Source organism: Streptomyces sp. NPDC051561 (genome assembly GCF_044454195.1).
Taxonomy (GTDB): Bacteria; Actinomycetota; Actinomycetes; order Streptomycetales; family Streptomycetaceae; genus Streptomyces.
The window spans coordinates 298,065-319,253 of the sequence record NZ_JBITDM010000009.1; the positions used below are offsets into that span (position 1 = coordinate 298,065).

Genomic DNA, 21,189 nt, shown 5'->3' on the forward strand with positions numbered 1-21,189 from the left:
CGCCGTGCCCGACGGAGGCGGCCGGACCGGCAGCAGCGACCTCGAACGCGGAGTGGGTGCACTGAAACAGTTCCGCGCCCGGGTGCACGCGATGCTGGCCGAGTTCGAGAACAGCGACGCCGGCAGCAGAAAGGTGGCGTCCCACACCCTCTCCCGTGCGCACTTCGCCGCTCCGGGCATCCCCTTCCCGGAGGCCGACGACCTGCACACGCAGTACCGCAGAGTGCACAAGGGACTCATCGACCTCTCCCGTTCACTCTCGGAACAGATCGAGTGCCTGGACATCGCGGTGCACGGCGCTCAGATCGGCTTCGACAACCTGGAGGAAGACCTCCGCCGCCGCTTCTGGGCGATCCGCTCCGAATCCCCGTCAGGGGGCACCGGCGCGTGACCTCCCACTTCGAGTCGCACCGGCTCAACACCATGATCGACCTGGTGGAGGCCGGAAACCCACAGGCCCTGGAGGAGACCGGCCGGTCGCTCATGAGCGTACGGACCGCCTTCTTCGTCGCTGCGAAGGAACTGCGGGACCACCTCGCCGGGGCGAACTGGAAGGGTGAATCCGCCACCGAGTTCCGCAGGTTCGGCGCACGTCTGGCAGACCACGCGGACGAGCTGGGCGAGTACGCGCGCAGAGTCGGCACCGAACTCCAGGAGGCGGGCGCGGGCCTCACCGCCGTACGCAACTCCCTCCCGCCCAGGGACGCCTCACCCGCCACTCCCTCGGAACCGCACCGCCAGGAAGCCGTCAACCAGCTCAACCGGCTGGCCTCCTACTACACCGTCTCCGCAGGACACCTGGCCGGCACGCCCGCCCCGGTGTTCGACGAGGAACTGGCGGCGGACGTCCCGAGACCGAGGGACGCGGGCGGGGTTACGGGAGGTGGCGGGGCCGGGGGAGCGGGTGCACCGGGGGTGCGCTCGGGAGGGGGCACGCAGCAGTCGCTGTCGCCGTCGCAGGCGATGGGGGAGGGGGCCGGGGTCGAGGGGGTCGTGTACGACGCGTCCCGGGGGATGGTGGCGGGACCCGCAGCCGCCGGGACGCTCGCGCCCGTTTCGACGTACCCGGCCGACCCGACTGACTCGACGCACCCGACCTCCTTCATCGACATCGACCCCACGTCCCCTTCACATCCCGGCGCCTCGACCTCAATGGAACTCAGCAGTGTTACGCCGTCCCAGGCGTCCGGCGCACCGTCGTCCGTCCCCCAGCCGGCCACCCCACAGGCCCAGCCCCTCACGCCGACGGCCGCCCCCGCCCCACTCGCCGGGATCGCGGGAGGCATCCCCCTTCCCCCGCCCCTCACCGGCACGTCCGGGATTCCCGCCCAGAGCCCCACTTCCGGCGCCCTGCCTGCCAGGTCCATGTCCGCTGCCGGCCGCCCGGTATTCCCCACCAGCCCCTACGGCGTGAGCGGCGGCACTCCCACCCGCCCGGCCACGGCATCCACCCCGGGCGCTTTCACCCGTGGCGGCGCCGGGCTCGTCCGCCCGGGCGTACCTCCTCTGTCACCCCCACCCGGCACACCCCAGCGCAACACCCCCCGGCGGAACGCCCCGCAGTCCGCCTCCCCCCTGACGGAGGACGCGGAGACCTGGACGTCCGCCCAGGGCCCCGCCGCCCCACCCGTCATCAACCACTCACATTGAGGAGGCCCCACCCATGGCAGTGCAGAAGGTCAACGGAGTAGCCCTCGCGAAGCTCCAGTTGGAACTCACGAACAACTTCCAGAACGTCAAGGGCCAGCTTTCCCGCCTCCACGCCACCATCGACAACCTCGAAGGCCAGTGGAAGGGCATCGGCGCCGGCGCGTTCAACGCCAAGCAGGCGCAGATCAACCAGAACATGGTCCGCATCGGCAACCTGCTCCTGAAGTTCCAGGAAGCCATCGAGGCGGCCCGCACGATCTCCGGCAACACGGAGGACGAGGTACGCGCGGCCATGCGAGGAATCGACGTCACCCCCGGCTACGCGGGCGGCCCGTCCCCGTCCCCCACCGCCCCCACCTCAAGCTTCAGCAGCTACTGACAGGAGCCCACTCCCTCATGACGCACAACGACGGCACCATGCTGGTCACCTACGCCGCCCTGGACAACGCCGCCCGCACCATCAAGAGCCAGGCGGACGGCCTCGACCAGAGCCTGCGCGCCATCAAGGACAAGATCGCCACCATCTCCGAACTGTGGGCCGGCGACGCCCGAGACGCCTACAACATGGCCCAGACCCAGTGGGACCGCGAGGCCCAGGCCATCCACACCTCCCTGATCCAGATCTCCCGAGCGGTGGAACAGGCAGCCCCGGCCTACCAGGCAGGCGACAAGCGAGCGGCCCAGGGCTTCATGTAGGCCCCGAAGCCCGGAGCGCCCTCAACCTGGACGGTTGGGGGCGCTCGGCGTTGCTGTGCTGGTGGTCAGTTGCACTCACCCGACGCGGAGACGGCTTTGGCGTAGCCGGTGACCAGATTTTTCATCGCGGATTCGCTGGGGGGAGCAGGGTCAGCCGAATACACGGTGACGAATAGCTTTCCGTTCTCGCGTTTCCATGTCGTGTCCGGATGGTGGCATTGGACTCGGATGACGCCACCTCGCTCTGCATAGGTGTACGAACCGTCTCCTGAAAGGTGATCGCTCAAACGGACACCCAGTGGAGCTGAAGCCACTCTGGCCATGTTGTAGTCCCTGGGGTACCACTCGTTGATCACGGACAGGACTCTCTTCCCGTCTACGCGAATTCGGCAGAACGAGTAATTGCCCGAGCGGTCACCGAAATCATCCAGTTCCTGAGAGACGGTCTTTCCGGGGGCGAGGAACGGATCGATTAATGCACCAGGAACCTCTGTGCCGCACAGTGTTTTCGGAATTGAGTATGTTCTCGTCTCCTGTGTCCAGCACGAAGTGAGGAGAAGTCCCGTTATTACGAGGGTGGCGACACGCTTCCAGGGATTCGATGCGGTTGATGGTGGCTTGCTCGTCCTAGCGGTGGACATCAGTCTCAAGGTCCCTTGCCATTCGTGCAGCGTTGGATGAGGCGTCGGAGTATCCGCTCTGCGTTGAATTTCGTGCCAAGACGTACATGGCGCTAGGGGTCGAAACGTCGTATTTCCTGGCCACAATTTCTGCGCAATCTGCACTTGCCTTACTGCTGGTCGCTTTCTGCACTTCCCAGATGTCACCGACCCGTGAGAATGCCTCCTTTGTCTTTTCGGCCTCGGACTGTTGCGAGATGTACTCAATGATGACGCTGGTCGTCGTGGTCGCGGCGCCACCTGCCAACGCACCAAGTACGGGTGTTCCGACGAAGCTGACCCCCACACCGATTCCTGTTCCGATCATTCCGGCATAGTTGGTCTTGTTCTGATTCAATTCGTTCGTAATGAACTCCCGCGAGACCGTCGCATTGATGCCCTCCCAATTGGCCCGCTCGGCCCGCGCCCGCATCCCGGTGCGCGCCTCGCGCTCGATGGACTGCAAATGGGTGATGACCCGGGACCAGTCCTGCACCGCCACGTCCAGCGAAGCGAAATTCCCCTGCCGCAAAGCCTCCAGCCTCACCGGCCCCCCTCCGGCTTCCCACGGGCCGGACCATGCCCACCCGGACCGCCCCCACCCGGACCGCCCCCACCGCCCCGCCGCTCCGACCGCTCCTCGAACGCCGTCTCCAGCCGCGCGATGCTGCTCACCACCCGATGCACCGCCAACTCGTCCTCCCGGTGCACCTTCCCGGTGAAGTCCATCCGCTGCGCGACATGCGCACACGCGTCCACCAACGACCGCACCTGCTGCCCCCACCGCTCCTGCACCCGATGCAGCCCACCCCCGAGCGCGAACCCCTGCCCCTTCAGATCACCCGCCGCCTTCGCACTCGCGGCGACCGGTCCCCGCCCCTCCCGCCCCAACCTCTGGAACAGGGCATACGCGTCGCCCCCCACCCTCGAAAGCTGCTGCTGATTCGCCGAAAGAACCCCGGCCCCACCCGCGCCCCCCGCCCCACGCGATCCAGCCCCCTGCGACCCACCACCCACCCCCGCAAGCCGCATCCCGTCACCCTCGCCCCCGGCAGCCCGCCTCCCCGCCGCCTCACCCTTCAACTTCTCCCACTCGTCCCACACCATCACCAACCACCCCAGCTCTCACCACGAACCCAGAACAACCCCAGACGCCCCCGAGCCAACCGCTCCACCTCACTCACCCACCCCCACCAACCCCGTCTGCACCAACACCGCCCCCCGCCTCCGCGACACCAGAACCCCCCGCCCCGCCGGCATCGCCCGAGGCCGCACACCGCCGAACACATCCCCCTCGTTCGGGTCCCCGGACAGCACCACCCCCTGCGCCCCCAGCTCGACCATCCGCTGCACGAAGGGTTCGTACGCCGCCCTGCTCGCCCCCGCTGTATTCCTGGCCAGCACGAACCGCACGCCCACATCCCGCGCGAACGGCAGCAACTCCGCCAACGGCGCCAGGGGATTCCCACTCGACGTCGATACGAGGTCGTAGTCGTCCACCACCACGAACACCGTCGGCCCCTGCCACCAACTCCGCTCCCGCAACTCCCGCGCCGTCACATCCGCCGCAGGGGCACGCCGCCGCATCAGCTCCACCAGTGCTTCCACGTGGTGCTCCATGGAGTGCGACATCGGCACGTACTCCGCGAGATGCGACGCAGGGGTCACATCCAGCAGCCCCCGCCGGTTGTCGATGACGAAGAACTTGCACTCCTGGCCCGAGTACCGCGCGCTCAGCTGCCCGATCAGCAGCCGCAGCAGATTCGTCTTGCCCGACTCGCTCTCGCCGAGTACCAGGAAGAACGGATCCCGCTCGAAGTCCACGCACACCGGCTCCAGCCGGTCCTCGTCGAGCCCGATCACCACCCCGCCCGCCGACCGCGCGCCCCCGGCCACCAGCTCGCTCGCGTCCAACTGCCGAGGCAGCAAACGCACCTGAGGCGCGGCCCCGGCCGAGGCCCACCGCGCCCCCACCTCCCGTACCAGCTCCGCGGTCCCCTCCGAGAGCCCGTCCCCCGACGTCACCCCATCGGCCCTCGGCACCGCCCCCATGAAGTGCAGCTTCTCCGGCGTCAGCCCACGCCCCGGCACGCCGGCGGGCACCTGGGCGGCCGCCTTCCGGTCCAGCTCCGAGTCCGTGACATCGCCGAGCCGCAGCTCCAGCCGGTTCATCAGCAGGTCCTTGAGCTGCGCCCGCACCTCCATCGAACGCGAGGCGGTCAGCACCACATGCACCCCGTAGCCCAGCCCGCGCGCCGCGATGTCGACGACCGCCGACTCCAGCCCCTCGTACTCCGTACGGAAGCTGCCCCAGCCGTCGATCAGCAGAAAGACATCCCCCCACGGCTGCTCGTCCGCCGAGATCTCCCCACGCGCCCGCAGCTTCCGGTACGTCGCGACCGAGTCGATCCCCGCCGCCCGGAAGTACTCCTCGCGCTCGGTCAGCACCCCGAACACCTCGGCCACCGTCCGCCGCACCCGCTCCGGGTCCAGCCGGGACGCGATGCCCCCGACGTGCGGCAGCCCGGCCACCGCCGACAGCCCGCCCCCACCGAAATCCAGCCCGTAGAACTGCACGTCACGCGGGGAATGCGTCAACGCGAAGGCACACACCAAGGACCTCAGCAACGCCGACTTCCCCGACTGCGGGCCGCCCACGATCTGCATGTGCCCGGCCGCCCCCGAGAAGTCCCGCCACAGCGTGTCCCTGCGCTGCTCGTACGGCTTGTCGATCACACCCAGCGGTACGGACAACCCGCCCGCACCGTCCCCGGCGACCAGCTCACCCAGCGACGGCGGACTGTCCAGCGGCGGCAACCACACCCGGTGCGCACCCGGACCCCGCCCCTCCAGCCTCCGAACGATCACCTCCAGCACCGAGTCCGCCAGCGCCTCATCCTCCGGAACACGCGCCCCGGGCACCGACAGCACCTCCGGGCCCGACTCCGGCACCCCTTCGACCGCCGCCTCCGGCACCGGAACCCTGGCCGCCGTGAACAGCACCGGCCGCCGGTCCCCCCGTACCCCTCCCGCCACGACCTCCCGCCGCACCTCCGCGCCCCGGTACGGACCCGACACATACGCCGCCTTGAAGCGCACCATGTCGTCCGTCCCGTACTTCAGATACCCGGACCCCGGCACATTCGGCAGCTGATACGCGTCCGGCACCCCCAGCGCCGCCCGCGACTCCGCCGCCGAGAACGTCCGCAGCCCCACCCGGTACGACAGATACGTCTCCAGCCCGCGCAGCCGGCCCTCCTCCAACCGTTGCGAAGCCAGCAGCAGATGTACCCCGAGCGACCGCCCGATCCGCCCGATCTGCACGAACATCTCGATGAAGTCCGGCATCGCGGTGAGCAGTTCGCTGAACTCGTCAATCACCAGGACGAGTGACGGCACAGGCTGCAACGCCACCCCGCCAGGCCCGGTCGCCCCCGCCAGCCGTGCCCGCTCGTAGTCGTGCACATTCGCGTAGTTCCCCGCGTCCCGCAGCAGCTCCTGCCGCCGGTTCAGCTCACCCCGGATCGAGTCACCCATCCGGTCGACCAACGACAGATCGTCCGCCAGATTGGTGATGACGGCCGCCACATGCGGCAACTGGGCCATCCCGGCAAAGGTCGCCCCGCCCTTGAAGTCCGCGAGCACAAAGTTCAGCGTCTCGGACGAGTGCGTCACCGCGAGCCCCAGCACCAGCGTCCGCAGCAGCTCCGACTTGCCGGACCCCGTCGCCCCCACGCACAGCCCGTGCGGCCCCATCCCCTCCTGAGCCGCTTCCTTCAGATCGAGGAGTACGGGAGCGCCGTCCTCGCCCACCCCGATCGGCACCCGCAAGCGGTCCGCCCGGGGCCGCGCCCGCCAGGTCCTGGCCACCTCCACCGCATCCGCGTCGCCCAGATCCAGCAGCTCCGTGAACTCCAGTTCCGAGAGCAGCGGTTCCCCCGCATCCGGCCCCGAAGCCACCGCGAGCGGCGCCAACTGCCGGGCCAGCGCCTCCGCCTCCTCCCTGCTCAGAGCGTCGGCCACTCCCTCGTACGCCACCCCGTGCCCCGACTCCAGCCGCAGCACCTCTTCCCGTACGACGACGGACAGGCCACCCCTCGCACCGTCACCCAGCTCACCCGGCACCACCTCGACCACCGTCACGCCCTGGAGCCCCTCGGCCGACGCCAGCACCGACCCGGCCGGCACACTCACCCCGTCGAGCAGCACCACCACATGAGGCCGGTCGGTGAGCGCGGCCCCCTCCGACCGGAACCGCGGCCGGTCCGCCAGCAACCCCCCGAGCAACCCCTCCAACTCCCGTACGTCCCCAGCGATCAGCCGCGGACTCCCCGCCCCGTCCGGCTCACCCGGCCCCTGCGCATGCGGCAGCCACTTCACCCACTCCCACTCCGCCGCACTCCGCTCACCGACCGCCACCGCGATCACCAGGTCGGCGGGGGAGTGCAACGCGGCCAACGACGCCACCACCGCCCGCGCCTCACCCCGTACACACTCCGCGTCCCCACCCCCACTCACCACCATGTGGTAGAACGCCCGCAACGACACCGCCATCGGCAGCGCGTCCACCGTGCTGTGCGTCGCCAGAAACTGCCGCAGCGCCCCGGCCGACAACGGCTCCAACTCCTCCACCGGCGCCGTCTCGGGTGCCACCAGCGGAGTCACCAGCCCCTGACTCCCCAGCCCCACCCGCACCTGCGCGAAGTCCGGGTCCCCGGGCCGCCGCTCCCACACCCGGCTGCCCTCGGCCACCAGCGCCCACAACTGCTCAGGGGAGGGATGCAGGTAGTACTGCACATCCCGCTGCCGCCGCGCGGTCCTCAACACCTGCCGCCGCACCTGCGCCAACTGCTTCAGGTAATCCCGCCGAAGATCCGCCAACTGCCCCTGGGTGCCGCGACGTTGACGCACCAGCATCGCGACGGCCATGGCGACGGTGGAGATCAGCATCAACCCGCCCATCACATGCATGATCCTGTTCGGGCTCATGAACAGGAAGACAACCGACCCGCCCATCCCCAGCATCGGCAGAAGCTGTATCAACACCCCCTCCTGCTGCCCCTTGGGCAACTCCGGAGGCGGCGGCAGCGCCACGCCATCCCCACCAAATCCAGGCGGCACCACCCGAGCCGGACGCTTGACGACGATCTGCCCCACGATCCCCAATTCCCCTACCGAACAGACGTGTTACCCCAAACCTGTCCGATCCGGGCCCCGTCGCCGCCGGATCCTACTGCCCCCACCCGCCTCTCCCGACCCACCCTGACCCCGCCCCTCCACCTCCTCGCCCCCCTGTCCGCGCGTCTTCAGGGGCGCGGGGAACTGCGCGAGCAATCACCACACCCCCGGAGATCCCCACCCGCCCCGCGGCAGGCGGTTCAGGGAAGGGGCGGGGAGGGGCAAACCCCCGCCGCAGGCGCAACCCACCCGCACCCCAGGCGCCCCACCCTGACCCCGCCACCTCCCCACCCCCTCCCACGTTTGACGAAGGGACCCCCAACCACCCGAAGGAGACCCCCAGTTGCCCCCGCACCAAACAACCACCCCCACCCCGGCCGCAGGCCAGGCCCCCACCAACACCAACAACTCGGCCGCAGGCCAGGCCCCCACCAGCACCCCCTACCTCCGCCTCACCCTCACCACCCCCACCACCCGAATCGACCTCGCCCTCCCCAGCGACCTCCCCCTGGCCGACCTCCACCCCGAACTACTCCGCCTCTCCGGCCACCACGCACCCCACCCCCACACCAGCCAGCCCCACCCCCACACCAACCCAACCCACCCCCACACCCCCATCGGCCACCACCTGGTCCGCCGCGACGGCACCATCCTCAACAGCTCCCGCACCCTTGCCGCCCAACGCGTCCTCGACGGCGAGATCCTCGCCATGCGCCCCTTCGCCGAATCCCTCGCCCCACCCGTCTTCGACGACATCTCGGACGCGGTCGCCTCCACCGTCGCCCGCGACCGCACTCTCTGGAGCGACCACCTCACCCGTACCACCGGCCTCTCCGCCACCTCCGCCCTCCTCACCCTCCTTGCCCTCACCCTCTGGAACGCCCACCCCCTCCACCACACCCGAGGCCTCCCCGGCACGCTCGCCGCCCTCACCGCCGTACTCCTGCTCGCCCTCGCCGCCACCCGGGCCCGGGTGTACGACGACCAGGGCTCGGCCCTCGCCCTCGGCGCCCCGGCCCTCGCCCACGCCGCTGTCGCCGGCACCGCCTTCCTCCCCCTCGCACCCGGCGCGGGCCCCGGCCGCCTCCACGCCCTCCTCGCTCTCGCCGCCGTCCTCCTCGCCTCCGTACTCCTCCTCATCGCCTCCCCGAACCGGACCGGCACGCCCACCCCACCCGCCACCGCCCCCTCCCACACCACCCCCTCCCACCCCACCGACGCCCCCTTCGTAGCTACCGCCACCGCCTCCACCGCCGGTCTCCTTCTCCTCTTCGCCGCGACCGTCACCGGCCTCACCCCCACCCGCGCCGCCGCCCTCGGCGTCCCCCTCCTGGTCGGCGCCCTCGCCTTCCTCCCCTCACTGGCCGCCCGCTTCGCCCGCATCCCCGTCGGCTTCGCCGCCCCACCCACCCCCGCGTCCGGCGGATACGTCACCGACCCCGAGCCGGACAGCCCACAACCACCCGTCGACGCCGTCCGCATCGCCGCCCGCACCCGCCGGGGCCACGAACTCCTCACCGGTCTGGTCGGCGGCTGCGCCCTGCTCGCCGTCGCCTGCGCCGCCGTACTCGGCTTCTCCGGCGGCGTGCGCGCCCAGCTCCTCGCCCTGGCCCTGGGCGCCGCCCTGCTCCTGCGCGCCCACCTCTTCCGCTACACCGCGCAAGCGGGCTGCGTCCTCGCCGCAGGGCTCGGCACCCTCCTCCTGCTCGGACTGGGAATGGCACTGCGCCCACCGCCCGCCCTGACCGCCGCCGCCCTCGCCGGGCACACGGGTCCCCTGGACCTCCGTACGATCGGAGTCACGGCCGTCACCGCCGCCGTCGCGGCCGTACTCGCCGCGATCGCGCTGATCGTCCCCAAGAAGGGGGTCACCCCGTTCTGGGGCCGCTTCCTGGAGCTGGCCGACACCTGCGTCCTGCTCCTGCCGGTCCCGCTCTGCCTGGCCGTCTTCGACGCCTACCACGCACTGCGCGCCGCGGGACCCTAGGGAAGGCGGCCCCGAAGCGAAGCAGCCCCCGGGAAGGCGGGCAGAGCCCCCTTCGCCGGCCTGGTAGTCTGACCTACGGCCGTTTGTGTACGCGCCCACCGGAGTCCCTGGACTCTGCGGGCTGCGCCCAGCGGACCCCGCCTCCCGAGTAACGGAAGCTCCCCTGAGAACAAGACCAGGGGCACTCGATGGCAAGTCTTTGACTCAACACAGCAGGAGTACGCATGCCGCTTGACGCCGCTACGAAGAAGCAGATCATGGGCGAGTTCGGCCAGAAGGAGGGCGACACCGGCTCTCCCGAGGTCCAGGTCGCCATGCTTTCCCGTCGCATCTCGGACCTGACCGAGCACCTGAAGACGCACAAGCACGACCACCACTCCCGCCGGGGTCTGCTGATCCTGGTCGGCCAGCGTCGTCGCCTGCTCCAGTACCTCGCCAAGAAGGACATCCAGCGCTTCCGTGCGCTGGTCGACCGTCTGGGCATCCGCCGCGGTGCGGCCGGCGGCGCCAAGTAGTTCGCCACGAAGGGAGCGGTTCCCGCCACTGGGAGCCGCTCCCTTTGCCGTACGTACGACAGGCATAGCCTCTTCTACGTGCGGGACGTACCGGACGCCAATTAGGCTGGTACGTGTCACACCCCGCCCCCAGGGCGAGGCGTACGAGCACGACGTACGGGAAACGTACGAGACGTACGGGACAGAGCCCCGTACCCGCGGGGCCAACCCCCGCACCAGCAGGACAAACCAAGAGCGAGAAGCGGCGCAGCCCAGCCCGCCGGTCCTCGGTAGTGGCCCCCGGAGAAACAAGACCCCGGGTGCTTCGATCGAAGACCGGCCCGCACCACGGAGCGCGCACGCTTCTCCGCCACCGTCCCACCGCCACACGGGCGACTGGGGACGAAGACGAGGAGAAAACGCTAGTGGAGAACGAGACCCACTACGCCGAGGCCGTCATCGACAACGGCACCTTCGGCACCCGCACCATCCGCTTCGAGACGGGCCGCCTGGCCAAGCAGGCCGCCGGCTCCGCCGTCGCGTACCTGGACGACGACACCATGGTGATGTCGGCCACGACCGCGTCGAAGCGCCCCAAGGACCAGCTCGACTTCTTCCCCCTCACGGTGGACGTCGAAGAGCGCATGTACGCCGCCGGCAAGATCCCCGGCAGCTTCTTCCGTCGTGAGGGCCGGCCCTCCGAGGACGCGATCCTCACCTGCCGCCTGATCGACCGGCCGCTGCGCCCCTCCTTCAAGAAGGGCCTGCGCAACGAGATCCAGATCGTCGAGACGATCATGGCGCTCAACCCCGACCACCTGTACGACGTGGTCGCGATCAACGCCGCCTCGTGCTCCACGATCCTGGCGGGCCTGCCCTTCTCCGGCCCGATCGGCGCCACCCGCGTCGCCCTGATCAAGGGCCAGTGGGTCGCGTTCCCGACGCACACCGAGCTTGAGGACGCCGTCTTCGACATGGTCGTCGCCGGTCGCGTCCTGGAGGACGGCGACGTCGCGATCATGATGGTCGAGGCCGAGGCCACCGAGAAGACCATCCAGCTCGTCGCGGACGGTGCCGAGGCTCCCACCGAGGAGATCGTCGCCGCGGGTCTTGAGGCTGCCAAGCCGTTCATCAAGAACCTCTGCAAGGCCCAGTCGGACCTCGCCTCCAAGGCTGCCAAGCCCACCGGCGAGTTCCCGGTCTTCCTCGACTACCAGGACGACGTCCTGGAGGCCCTCACCAAGGCCGTCAAGTCGGAGCTGTCCCAGGCGCTCACCATCGCGGGCAAGCAGGACCGCGAGACCGAGCTGGACCGCATCAAGGAGATCGCCGCCGAGAAGCTCCTCCCGGCCTTCGAGGGCCGCGAGAAGGAGATCTCCGGTGCCTACCGCGCCCTGACGAAGAAGCTCGTCCGCGAGCGCGTCATCAAGGACAAGGTCCGCATCGACGGCCGCGGCGTCACGGACATCCGTACGCTGGCCGCCGAGGTCGAGGCCATCCCGCGCGTGCACGGCTCCGCCCTGTTCGAGCGTGGCGAGACCCAGATCCTGGGCGTCACCACCCTCAACATGCTGCGCATGGAGCAGATGCTGGACACCCTCTCCCCGGTGACCCGCAAGCGCTACATGCACAACTACAACTTCCCGCCGTACTCCGTCGGTGAGACGGGCCGCGTCGGCTCCCCCAAGCGCCGCGAGATCGGCCACGGCGCGCTCGCCGAGCGCGCGATCGTGCCGGTCCTGCCGACGCGCGAGGAGTTCCCCTACGCGATCCGCCAGGTCTCCGAGGCGCTGGGCTCCAACGGCTCCACCTCGATGGGCTCGGTCTGCGCCTCCACCATGTCGCTGCTGAACGCCGGTGTGCCGCTCAAGGCCCCCGTCGCCGGTATCGCCATGGGCCTCATCTCCGAGGAGATCGACGGCAAGACGCACTACGTCGCGCTGACCGACATCCTCGGTGCCGAGGACGCGTTCGGTGACATGGACTTCAAGGTCGCCGGTACGAAGACCTTCGTCACGGCCCTCCAGCTCGACACCAAGCTCGACGGCATCCCGTCGTCGGTCCTGGACGCCGCGCTGAAGCAGGCCCGCGACGCCCGTCTGCACATCCTCGACGTGATGAACGAGGCCATCGACGTTCCGGACGAGATGTCCCCGAACGCGCCCCGCATCATCACCGTCAAGATCCCGGTGGACAAGATCGGTGAGGTCATCGGCCCCAAGGGCAAGATGATCAACCAGATCCAGGAGGACACCGGCGCCGACATCACGATCGAGGACGACGGCACCATCTACATCGGTGCCGCCGACGGTCCGGCCGCCGAGGCCGCCCGCGCCACGATCAACTCGATCGCCAACCCGACCATGCCGGAGGTCGGCGAGCGCTACCTGGGTACGGTCGTCAAGACCACCACCTTCGGTGCCTTCGTCTCCCTGATGCCCGGCAAGGACGGCCTGCTGCACATCTCGCAGATCCGCAAGCTCGCCGGTGGCAAGCGCGTGGAGAACGTCGAGGACGTGCTCGCGGTCGGCTCGAAGGTCCAGGTCGAGATCGCCGAGATCGACTCGCGCGGCAAGCTCTCCCTCATCCCCGTCATCGAGGGCGAAGAGGGCGACGACAAGAAGGACGACGCCTAAAAGTGACGTCGAGTAGTTCCGTGACGACGGCCCGCACCTCTTCGGAGGGGCGGGCCGTCGCCCGTACCCAAACGCTTCTCAAGGGCGAGAACGGCATCGGTACGGTCCGCAGGACCACCCTCCCGGGCGGCCTGCGCATCGTCACCGAAACCCTCCCCTCCGTCCGCTCCGCCACCTTCGGAATCTGGGTCAACGTCGGCTCCCGCGACGAGACCCCCTCCCTCAACGGCGCGACGCACTACCTCGAACACCTCCTCTTCAAGGGCACCGCCAAGCGCAGCGCCCTCGACATCTCCGCCGCGATCGACGCGGTCGGCGGCGAGATGAACGCCTTCACGGCGAAGGAGTACACCTGCTACTACGCGCGGGTCCTCGACACCGACCTGCCGCTCGCCATCGACACGGTCTGCGACATGCTGACCGGCTCGCTGATCCGCCAGGAGGACGTGGACGCCGAGCGCGGCGTCATCCTCGAAGAGATCGCGATGACCGAGGACGACCCGGGCGACTGCGTGCACGACCTGTTCGCGCACACCATGCTCGGCGACACCCCCCTCGGCCGCCCGGTCCTGGGCACCGTCGACACCATCAACGCGCTCCAGGCCGAGCGCATCCGCCGCTTCTACAAGAAGCACTACGACCCCACCCACCTGGTGGTCGCGGCCGCGGGCAACGTCGATCACGCGACAGTGGTACGCCAGGTCCGCCGCGCCTTCGAAAAGGCCGGCGCACTCGGCTCGCCCGACGCCGTCCCGGTGGCCCCCCGTACCGGAGCCCGCAAGCTCCGCGCCTCGGGCCGGGTCGAACTGCTCAACCGCAAGACCGAGCAGGCCCACGTCGTCCTCGGCATGCCGGGCCTCGCCCGTGCCGACGACCGCCGCTGGGCCTTGAGCGTCCTGAGCACGGCCCTCGGCGGCGGCATGTCGTCCCGCCTCTTCCAGGAGGTCCGCGAAAAGCGCGGCCTGGCCTACAGCGTGTACTCGTACACCTCCGGCTTCGCCGACTGCGGCCTGTTCGGCGTGTACGCGGGCTGCCGCCCGAGCCAGGTGCACGACGTGCTCAAGATCTGCCGCAACGAACTCGACAAGGTGGCGGCCGACGGCCTCACCGACGACGAGATCCGCCGCGCCATCGGCCAGCTCTCCGGCTCCACCGTCCTCGGCCTCGAAGACACCGGCGCCCTCATGAACCGCATCGGCAAGAGCGAACTCGCCTGGGGCGAGCACATGTCCGTCACCGACATGCTCACCCGGATCTCCGAGGTCACCCCGGACGAGGTCCGCGAAGTCGCCCGCGACATCCTGGGCCAACGGCCTTCCCTGGCGGTCATCGGCCCCCTCAAGGACAAGCAGGCCGCCCGCCTCGAAGAAGCGGTCGTCTAACCCTTTCGTGAAGGAAACAAGCATGAGCAAGCTGCGCGTCGCGGTCCTCGGTGCCAAGGGCCGGATCGGTTCCGAAGCCGTACGAGCCGTGGAAGCGGCCGAGGACCTGGAACTGGTCGCGGCCCTCGGCCGGGGCGACTCACTGGACACCCTCAAGGAGTCCGGCGCCCAGGTCGTCGTCGAACTGACCACCCCCGACTCGGTGATGGCCAACCTCGAATTCTGCGTACGTCATGGAATGCACGCCGTCGTCGGCACCACGGGCTGGACCGACGACCGCCTCGCGCAGCTCAACTCCTGGCTCGACGCGTCGCCCTCCACCGGCGTATTGATCGCCCCGAACTTCTCCATCGGTGCCGTGCTCACCATGAAGTTCGCCCAGATCGCGGCCCCGTACTTCGAATCCGTCGAGGTCATCGAGCTGCACCACCCCAACAAGGCCGACGCCCCCTCCGGCACCGCCGCCCGCACCGCCCAGCTCATCGCCGCCGCCCGCGCCCAGGCCGGCAGCGCGCCCATGCCGGACGCCACCGCCACCGCCCTGGACGGGGCCCGGGGCGCCGACGTCGACGGCATCCCCGTCCACTCCGTCCGCCTCCGCGGCCTCCTCGCACACCAGGAGGTCCTGCTGGGCGCCGAGGGCGAGACCCTCACCGTCCGGCACGACTCCCTGCACCACAGCAGCTTCATGCCGGGCATCCTGCTCGGCGCCCGCCGCGTGGTCACCACTCCCGGCCTCACCTTCGGCCTGGAAAACTTCCTCGACCTGAACTGACGAGAACCGACAGCGGGACACACCCAGCCATGCGCGCAAAGATCACCTACATCATCACGGCAGCCGTCCTGGTCGTCTTCTTCGTCCTGGTCGGCGGCCGTGCCGTCGCCATGATCGAACTGGGCACCCCGCTCGGTATCGGCTTCGGCATCGCCGCGCTGATCATCCCGCTGATCGGCGTCTGGTTCCTCTGGAAGAACACCGAGTTCGTCCGCAAGGCCAACAAGCTCGCCGCCCTCCTGGACGCCGAAGGCGCCCTCCCCGTCGACGAGTTGAAGCGCACCCCGGCCGGCCGCATCGACCGCGACTCCGCCGACGAGGTCTTCACCCGCCGCCGCGAGGAGACCGAGGACAATCCGGACGACTGGCGTTCCTGGTTCCGCCTCGCCATCGCCTACCAGGACGCCCGCGACACCCCTCGCGCCCGCAAGGCGATGCAGCGCGCCATCGCCCTGCACGAGGGCAGGCCGCTGCCGACGAACTGACGCACGGAACGGCATACGGAAGGGGTGGCCTCGACCGAGGCCACCCCTTCCGTACTGCTCCGTACTGCTCCGTACGGCTTCCGTGCCGCTGAATCGTTCCCCGCGGACGGCTACCGCCGGTACTCGTCGCCCCAGACCTCGACCGTGTCGGTCGCCCGGTCGAAGGCCTCGGGGCGGGACAGGAAGTCCGCGCTGTGGTCCGTGAGCAGCGCGGGCAGCTGCGATCCGCCCCGCCGCTCCATCACCAGCGCCTGACCCTGCACCGTCCGCGGCAGCCCCAGCCACCGCACCGGCTGCTGCACGGTCCGGACATTCGACGTCTCGCTCCACGGCACCGTGACCGTCCCGAAGAACCCCACCCGCCGCAGCCCGGCCCTGCTGACCCAGACCCCCATCCGCAGAATCCGCAACGCACAGGCGATCACCACCGCCCCGAAACCGAGCACGACCAGCGCACCGGTCACCTCGGCGGCAAACGCAATGATCATCGCCGACAACAGCACGAACGACGCCAGCAGCAGCAATACGGCCGCGATACCGACCCGGTAGGGCCCGGGTCGGTACGGCCGTCGCCACTGGTCGTGATCGTCGTACGGCAGCGCAATATCGTCCGCGCCAGCTTCAAAAGCGCGGTCGGCCGTCAGGAATGGCAGGGGCACGACTGGTCCTCACTCACAAGCACGCTCGATTGGGCTGTGCCCGGTGAGGCTACCGAGCGCTCTCGCGGCGAGCCACCTCAGGGGGTCCGGCCGAGTCCTGACGGCCCATCGGTTCCCCTGAACCGGGCTCCGCGGAGCCCGAGTGGGTCAAGCCGGTCAGCGCGACCGGGAGGCCTCGGACTGCTGGGCCTTACCTGGCGCGTGCCCCGGATCGAGCGCCGGAAGCCCGAAGAGAAGTGAACCCGCCAGTCCGGCGACCACGGTCAGACCGACCAGTGACCGCAGGAGAACCTGGGACGCGCTGGGGCGTTCAGGTGGGGGAGGGGTGACATTACTGCGGAAACGGTCCGCTTCGGCCACAAAGGCGAACGGGACGGCTTCTCGCCGGCGAAACATGAGTGTCGCTCCTTTTGATCATTCAAGCTGAACAGTGTCCACGGAGGCACCTGTACGCCTCTGCACTGTCAGACGCACAAGACTGCCACTTGGTGCCCGATTTCCCCGAATTGCTCAAAGAATGTCCTGACGGCCCGTCGGACCTCGGGAGCGGCAATCGGGCCCCCCTCCGGCCCGTAAAGTGGACGCCGCCCAGAGCGAGACGCAGACGGAAGGACCCGCCGGTGACCGTGACCCCGGACAGCACCCCCGAAGAGACCCAGAAGCCGAGCTTCCGCAGTGAAGTCACTGTCGAGCTGGTCAAGCACGCGGCGCAGGACTCGGACGTCCTGTGGGCCGCCCGGGTCTCCACGGCCGGCGAGCAGTCCCTGGAGGAGCTCACCAAGGACCCCGAGCGCTCCAAGGGCCTCATCAACTACCTGATGCGCGACCGCCACGGCAGCCCCTTCGAGCACAACTCGATGACGTTCTTCATCAGCGCCCCGATCTTCGTCTTCCGCGAGTTCATGCGGCACCGCGTCGGCTGGTCGTACAACGAGGAATCGGGCCGTTACCGGCGTCTCGACCCGGTCTTCTACGTCCCCGGCGCCGACCGCAAGCTGGTCCAGGAGGGCCGCCCCGGCAAGTACGTCTTCGTCGAGGGCACCGAGGCCCAGCAGGAGCTCACCTCCCGCGTCATGGAGGACTCCTACCGGCAGTCCTACGAGGCGTACCAGGAGATGCTCGCCGCGGGCGTCGCCCGCGAGGTGGCCCGCGCGACCCTCCCGGTCGGCCTGTACTCCTCGATGTACGCCACCTGCAACGCCCGCTCGCTGATGCACTTCCTCGGTCTGCGCACCCAGCACGAGCTGGCCACCGTGCCGTCCTTCCCGCAGCGCGAGATCGAGATGGTCGGTGAGCAGATGGAGGCCCACTGGGCCGGGCTGATGCCGCTCACCTACGCGGCCTTCAACAAGAACGGCCGCGTCGCTCCGTAACTCTCCGCCCGTACATCTCTGCCCGGTAACTCTCTGCGGGCACAGATGTACGGATGGGCCGCACGAGGTGTCCGTATTGCGACGTTTCGCGAAGTTCATCTAGGCTGATCAAACGGACCCGGCACTGCTTGAACCCCCGAGCAGGCAGTGCCGGTGTCCTCTTCCCCCACCTCACACGGTCCCCCGAGGGGACACCCCGCGCTGAGCAGCGAGTAGCGTGTTACCCATGGCTCCGATCTCCACTCCGCAGACCCCCTTCGGGCGGGTCCTCACCGCCATGGTCACGCCTCTCACGGCGGACGGCGCACTCGACCTCGACGGCGCCCAGCGCCTCGCGACCCATCTGGTGGATGCCGGCAACGACGGTCTCGTCGTCAACGGCACCACCGGCGAGTCCCCGACCACCGGCGACGCGGAGAAAAACGACCTGGTACGGGCGGTACTGGAAGCGGTCGGCGACCGCGCCCACGTCGTCGCCGGAGTCGGCACCAACGACACCCGCCACAGCCTGGAACTCGCCCGCGCCGCCGAGCAGATCGGCGCCCACGGCCTCCTCGCGGTCACGCCGTACTACAACAAGCCCCCGCAGGAGGGCCTGTTCCGGCACTTCACCGCCATCGCGGACGCCACCGGGCTCCCGGTGATGCTGTACGACATCCCCGGCCGCAGCGGCGTTCCGATCAACACCGAGACGATCGTCCGGCTCGCGGAGCACCCCCGGATCGTCGCCAACAAGGATGCCAAGGGCGACCTCGGCCGCGCCAGCTGGGCCATCGCCCGCTCCGGCCTCGCCTGGTACTCCGGCGACGACATGCTCAACCTCCCCCTCCTCTCCGTCGGCGCCTGCGGCTTCGTCTCCGTCGTCGGCCACGTCGTCACCCCCGAGCTGCGCGCCCTCCTCGACGCCCACCTCTCCGGTGACGTACAGAAGGCCACCGAGCTCCACCAGAAGCTCCTGCCCGTCTTCACCGGCATGTTCCGCACCCAGGGCGTCATCACCACCAAGGCCGCGCTCGCCCTTCAGGGCCTGCCCGCCGGCCCGCTCCGCCTGCCGCTCGTAGAGCTGTCCGCGGACGAAACCCACCAGCTCAAGATCGATCTCGCCGCAGGCGGGGTACAGCTCTAAACACTGACTTCACAACTGAACAAGCACCACATCAGCACCACTCGTAAACACCCCTGCACTGACATTCAGCCCGTGCACAACACAACATGCGCCCGAGATCCCCACGATCCGCAGTGCGCATGGTGAGGAGAGTCTTTTGAGTCATCCGCATCCCGAACTGGGCGCCCCGCCGAAGCTGGCCAAGGGCGGCCTGCGCGTCACCCCGCTGGGCGGCCTCGGCGAAATCGGCCGCAACATGACGGTCTTCGAGTTCGACGGCCGTCTGCTCATCGTCGACTGCGGCGTCCTCTTCCCCGAGGAGGAGCAGCCCGGCATCGACCTGATCCTGCCGGACTTCACGTCCATCAAGGACCGCCTCGACGACATCGAGGGCATCGTCCTCACCCACGGCCACGAGGACCACATCGGAGGCGTTCCCTACCTCCTGCGCCTCAAGCCCGACATCCCGCTGATCGGCTCCAAGCTGACGCTCGCCCTCATCGAGGCGAAGCTCCAGGAGCACCGCATCCGCCCGTACACCCTTGAGGTCGTCGAGGGCGACCGCGAGCGCCTCGGCCCCTTCGAGTGCGAGTTCGTCGCGGTCAACCACTCCATCCCGGACGCGCTGGCCGTCGCCATCCGCACCCCCGCGGGCATGGTCGTCGCCACCGGCGACTTCAAGATGGACCAGCTCCCGCTGGACGGCCGCCTCACCGACCTGCACGCCTTCGCGCGCCTGAGTGAGGAAGGCATCGACCTCCTCCTCTCGGACTCCACGAACGCCGAGGTCCCTGGCTTCGTCCCGCCCGAGCGCGACATCTCCAACGTGCTGCGCAACGTCTTCGCGAGCGCCGAGAAGCGCATCATCGTGGCCAGCTTCGCGAGCCATGTGCACCGCATCCAGCAGATCCTGGACGCCGCCCACGAGTACGGCCGCCGCGTCGCCTTCGTCGGCCGCTCCATGGTCCGCAACATGGGCATCGCCCGTGACCTCGGCTACCTGAAGGTCCCCGGCGGCCTGGTCGTCGACGTCAAGACCCTCGACGACCTCCCGGACGAGGAAGTCGTACTGGTCTGCACCGGCTCCCAGGGCGAGCCGATGGCCGCCCTCTCCCGGATGGCCAACCGCGACCACCAGATCCGCATCGTCCCCGGCGACACGGTCATCCTGGCCTCGTCCCTCATCCCGGGCAACGAGAACGCGGTCTACCGCGTCATCAACGGCCTGACCCGCTGGGGCGCCAACGTCGTCCACAAGGGCAACGCCAAGGTCCACGTCTCGGGCCACGCCTCGGCCGGCGAGCTGTTGTACTTCTACAACATCTGCAAGCCCAAGAACCTGATGCCGGTCCACGGCGAATGGCGCCACCTGCGCGCCAACGCCGAGCTGGGCGCTCTCACCGGCGTCCGCAAGGACCACATCGTCATCGCCGAGGACGGCGTCGTCGTCGACCTCATCGACGGCCGCGCCAAGATCGTCGGCAAGGTCCAGGCCGGTTATGTGTACGTCGACGGCCTCTCGGTCGGCGATGTCACCGAGACCCACCTCAAGGACCGCCGCATCCTCGGCGACGAGGGCTTCATCTCGGTCTTCGTCGTGGTCGACAGCTCCAGTGGCAAGATCGTCGGAGGCCCGACCTTCCACGCCCGTGGCTCCGGCATCGACGACGCCGCGTTCAACGCCGTCACCCCGAAGATCGAGGAAGCTCTCATGCGCTCCGCGGCCGACGGAGTGATGGAAGCGCACCAGATCCAGCAGCTCATCCGCCGCTCGGTGGGCAAGTGGGTGTCCGACACCTACCGCCGCCGGCCGATGATCCTCCCGGTCGTCGTCGAGGTCTGATCGAGGTCCCACTACCTCATCTCCCGGAGCGGGGCACCTCGATTTGCATCGAGGCACCCCGCTCCAGTACGTTTACGTCTCCACCTCAGCGGGAACCAGGACATGTTCTGCATGCCTGAACATCCGGCTGGAGGTTGGAAATTCCGACTGAGAAATTCTGATAAAGTCGGAGCCGCTGGAAAGGGAAAACGCGAAAGCGAAGAACCTGAAAGGCGCCGAGGAAATCGGAACGGAAACGGTCTGATAGAGTCGGAAACGCAAGAACAG

19 protein-coding genes are annotated in these 21,189 nt (G+C 69.1%); 13 read left to right on the top strand and 6 right to left on the bottom strand.

Going from position 1 to position 21,189, the window contains the following annotated elements:
* Nucleotides 1–4: 4 nt before the first annotated feature.
* Genes ACIA73_RS22195 through ACIA73_RS22210 form a run of 4 tightly spaced genes read left to right on the top strand, consistent with a single transcriptional unit; the run spans nt 5 to nt 2,346 of the window.
* Nucleotides 5–391: a hypothetical protein gene (locus ACIA73_RS22195; protein WP_399440350.1), complete on the top strand. Its 387-nt coding sequence runs from the start codon at nt 5–7 to the stop codon at nt 389–391.
* Nucleotides 388–1,650 (top strand): hypothetical protein, encoded by a 1,263-nt coding sequence (locus ACIA73_RS22200; protein WP_399440351.1) that lies wholly within the window; start codon nt 388–390, stop codon nt 1,648–1,650. Before ACIA73_RS22195 ends, ACIA73_RS22200 begins: the two co-directional genes overlap by 4 nt.
* A 13-nt stretch (nt 1,651–1,663) precedes the next feature.
* Entirely contained in the window at nt 1,664–2,029 is a 366-nt protein-coding gene (locus ACIA73_RS22205; RefSeq protein WP_399440352.1) for a WXG100 family type VII secretion target, read from the top strand.
* Nucleotides 2,030–2,046: 17 nt separating this feature from the next.
* Nucleotides 2,047–2,346 carry a WXG100 family type VII secretion target gene (locus ACIA73_RS22210; protein ID WP_399440353.1) on the top strand — a complete coding sequence of 100 codons (300 nt, stop codon included), beginning with the start codon at nt 2,047–2,049 and terminating at the stop codon, nt 2,344–2,346.
* 65 nt (nt 2,347–2,411) lie between these two features.
* Here the strand turns inward: ACIA73_RS22210 and ACIA73_RS22215 are convergent, their stop codons facing one another.
* The 4 genes from ACIA73_RS22215 to eccCa form a co-directional block, all read right to left on the bottom strand.
* Nucleotides 2,412–2,987 carry a hypothetical protein gene (locus ACIA73_RS22215; protein ID WP_399440354.1) on the bottom strand — a complete coding sequence of 192 codons (576 nt, stop codon included), beginning with the start codon at nt 2,985–2,987 and terminating at the stop codon, nt 2,412–2,414.
* The gene (locus ACIA73_RS22220) at nt 2,974–3,552 is read right to left on the bottom strand and encodes a hypothetical protein (protein ID WP_399440355.1); all 579 of its coding nucleotides are present in this window, start codon (nt 3,550–3,552) and stop codon (nt 2,974–2,976) included. Before ACIA73_RS22220 ends, ACIA73_RS22215 begins: the two co-directional genes overlap by 14 nt.
* Nucleotides 3,549–3,929, bottom strand: coding sequence for a hypothetical protein (locus ACIA73_RS22225; protein ID WP_399440356.1), 381 nt, complete (start codon nt 3,927–3,929; stop codon nt 3,549–3,551). The genes ACIA73_RS22220 and ACIA73_RS22225 overlap by 4 nt, the downstream gene beginning before the upstream one ends.
* Before the next feature lie 252 nt (nt 3,930–4,181).
* Complete coding sequence (gene eccCa, locus ACIA73_RS22230) at nt 4,182–8,162, bottom strand: type VII secretion protein EccCa (RefSeq protein WP_399440357.1); 3,981 nt, start codon at nt 8,160–8,162, stop codon at nt 4,182–4,184.
* A 364-nt stretch (nt 8,163–8,526) separates the two neighbouring features.
* Between eccCa and eccD the strand changes: the two genes are divergently transcribed.
* From eccD to ACIA73_RS22260, 6 genes are all read left to right on the top strand, one after another.
* Complete coding sequence (gene eccD / locus ACIA73_RS22235; protein ID WP_399440358.1) at nt 8,527–10,170, top strand: type VII secretion integral membrane protein EccD; 1,644 nt, start codon at nt 8,527–8,529, stop codon at nt 10,168–10,170.
* Nucleotides 10,171–10,394: 224 nt separating this feature from the next.
* Nucleotides 10,395–10,685 carry a 30S ribosomal protein S15 gene (rpsO, locus tag ACIA73_RS22240; RefSeq protein WP_399440359.1) on the top strand — a complete coding sequence of 97 codons (291 nt, stop codon included), beginning with the start codon at nt 10,395–10,397 and terminating at the stop codon, nt 10,683–10,685.
* Nucleotides 10,686–11,089: 404 nt separating this feature from the next.
* The gene (locus tag ACIA73_RS22245; RefSeq protein ID WP_399440360.1) at nt 11,090–13,300 is read left to right on the top strand and encodes a polyribonucleotide nucleotidyltransferase; all 2,211 of its coding nucleotides are present in this window, start codon (nt 11,090–11,092) and stop codon (nt 13,298–13,300) included.
* 2 nt (nt 13,301–13,302) lie between these two features.
* Entirely contained in the window at nt 13,303–14,682 is a 1,380-nt protein-coding gene (locus ACIA73_RS22250; protein ID WP_399440361.1) for a M16 family metallopeptidase, read from the top strand.
* Nucleotides 14,683–14,704: 22 nt separating this feature from the next.
* Nucleotides 14,705–15,457 carry a 4-hydroxy-tetrahydrodipicolinate reductase gene (dapB, locus tag ACIA73_RS22255; RefSeq protein WP_399440362.1) on the top strand — a complete coding sequence of 251 codons (753 nt, stop codon included), beginning with the start codon at nt 14,705–14,707 and terminating at the stop codon, nt 15,455–15,457.
* A gap of 29 nt (nt 15,458–15,486) precedes the next feature.
* Complete coding sequence (locus ACIA73_RS22260; protein WP_399440363.1) at nt 15,487–15,942, top strand: hypothetical protein; 456 nt, start codon at nt 15,487–15,489, stop codon at nt 15,940–15,942.
* 110 nt (nt 15,943–16,052) lie between these two features.
* Here ACIA73_RS22260 and ACIA73_RS22265 read toward each other — a convergent pair whose 3' ends face one another.
* Both ACIA73_RS22265 and ACIA73_RS22270 read right to left on the bottom strand, forming a co-directional pair.
* Entirely contained in the window at nt 16,053–16,601 is a 549-nt protein-coding gene (locus ACIA73_RS22265; protein WP_399440364.1) for a hypothetical protein, read from the bottom strand.
* A 156-nt stretch (nt 16,602–16,757) separates the two neighbouring features.
* On the bottom strand, nt 16,758–16,997 hold the full coding sequence (locus tag ACIA73_RS22270; protein ID WP_399440365.1) for a hypothetical protein: 240 nt from the start codon (nt 16,995–16,997) through the stop codon (nt 16,758–16,760).
* Nucleotides 16,998–17,221: 224 nt separating this feature from the next.
* On the opposite strand from ACIA73_RS22270, the gene thyX reads away from it, so the two are divergent.
* From thyX to ACIA73_RS22285, 3 genes are all read left to right on the top strand, one after another.
* Nucleotides 17,222–17,974: an FAD-dependent thymidylate synthase gene (gene thyX / locus ACIA73_RS22275; protein WP_399440366.1), complete on the top strand. Its 753-nt coding sequence runs from the start codon at nt 17,222–17,224 to the stop codon at nt 17,972–17,974.
* A gap of 226 nt (nt 17,975–18,200) precedes the next feature.
* The gene (gene dapA, locus ACIA73_RS22280) at nt 18,201–19,100 is read left to right on the top strand and encodes a 4-hydroxy-tetrahydrodipicolinate synthase (RefSeq protein ID WP_399440367.1); all 900 of its coding nucleotides are present in this window, start codon (nt 18,201–18,203) and stop codon (nt 19,098–19,100) included.
* Nucleotides 19,101–19,236: 136 nt separating this feature from the next.
* Nucleotides 19,237–20,922 (top strand): ribonuclease J, encoded by a 1,686-nt coding sequence (locus ACIA73_RS22285; RefSeq protein ID WP_399440368.1) that lies wholly within the window; start codon nt 19,237–19,239, stop codon nt 20,920–20,922.
* Nucleotides 20,923–21,189: the final 267 nt, after the last annotated feature.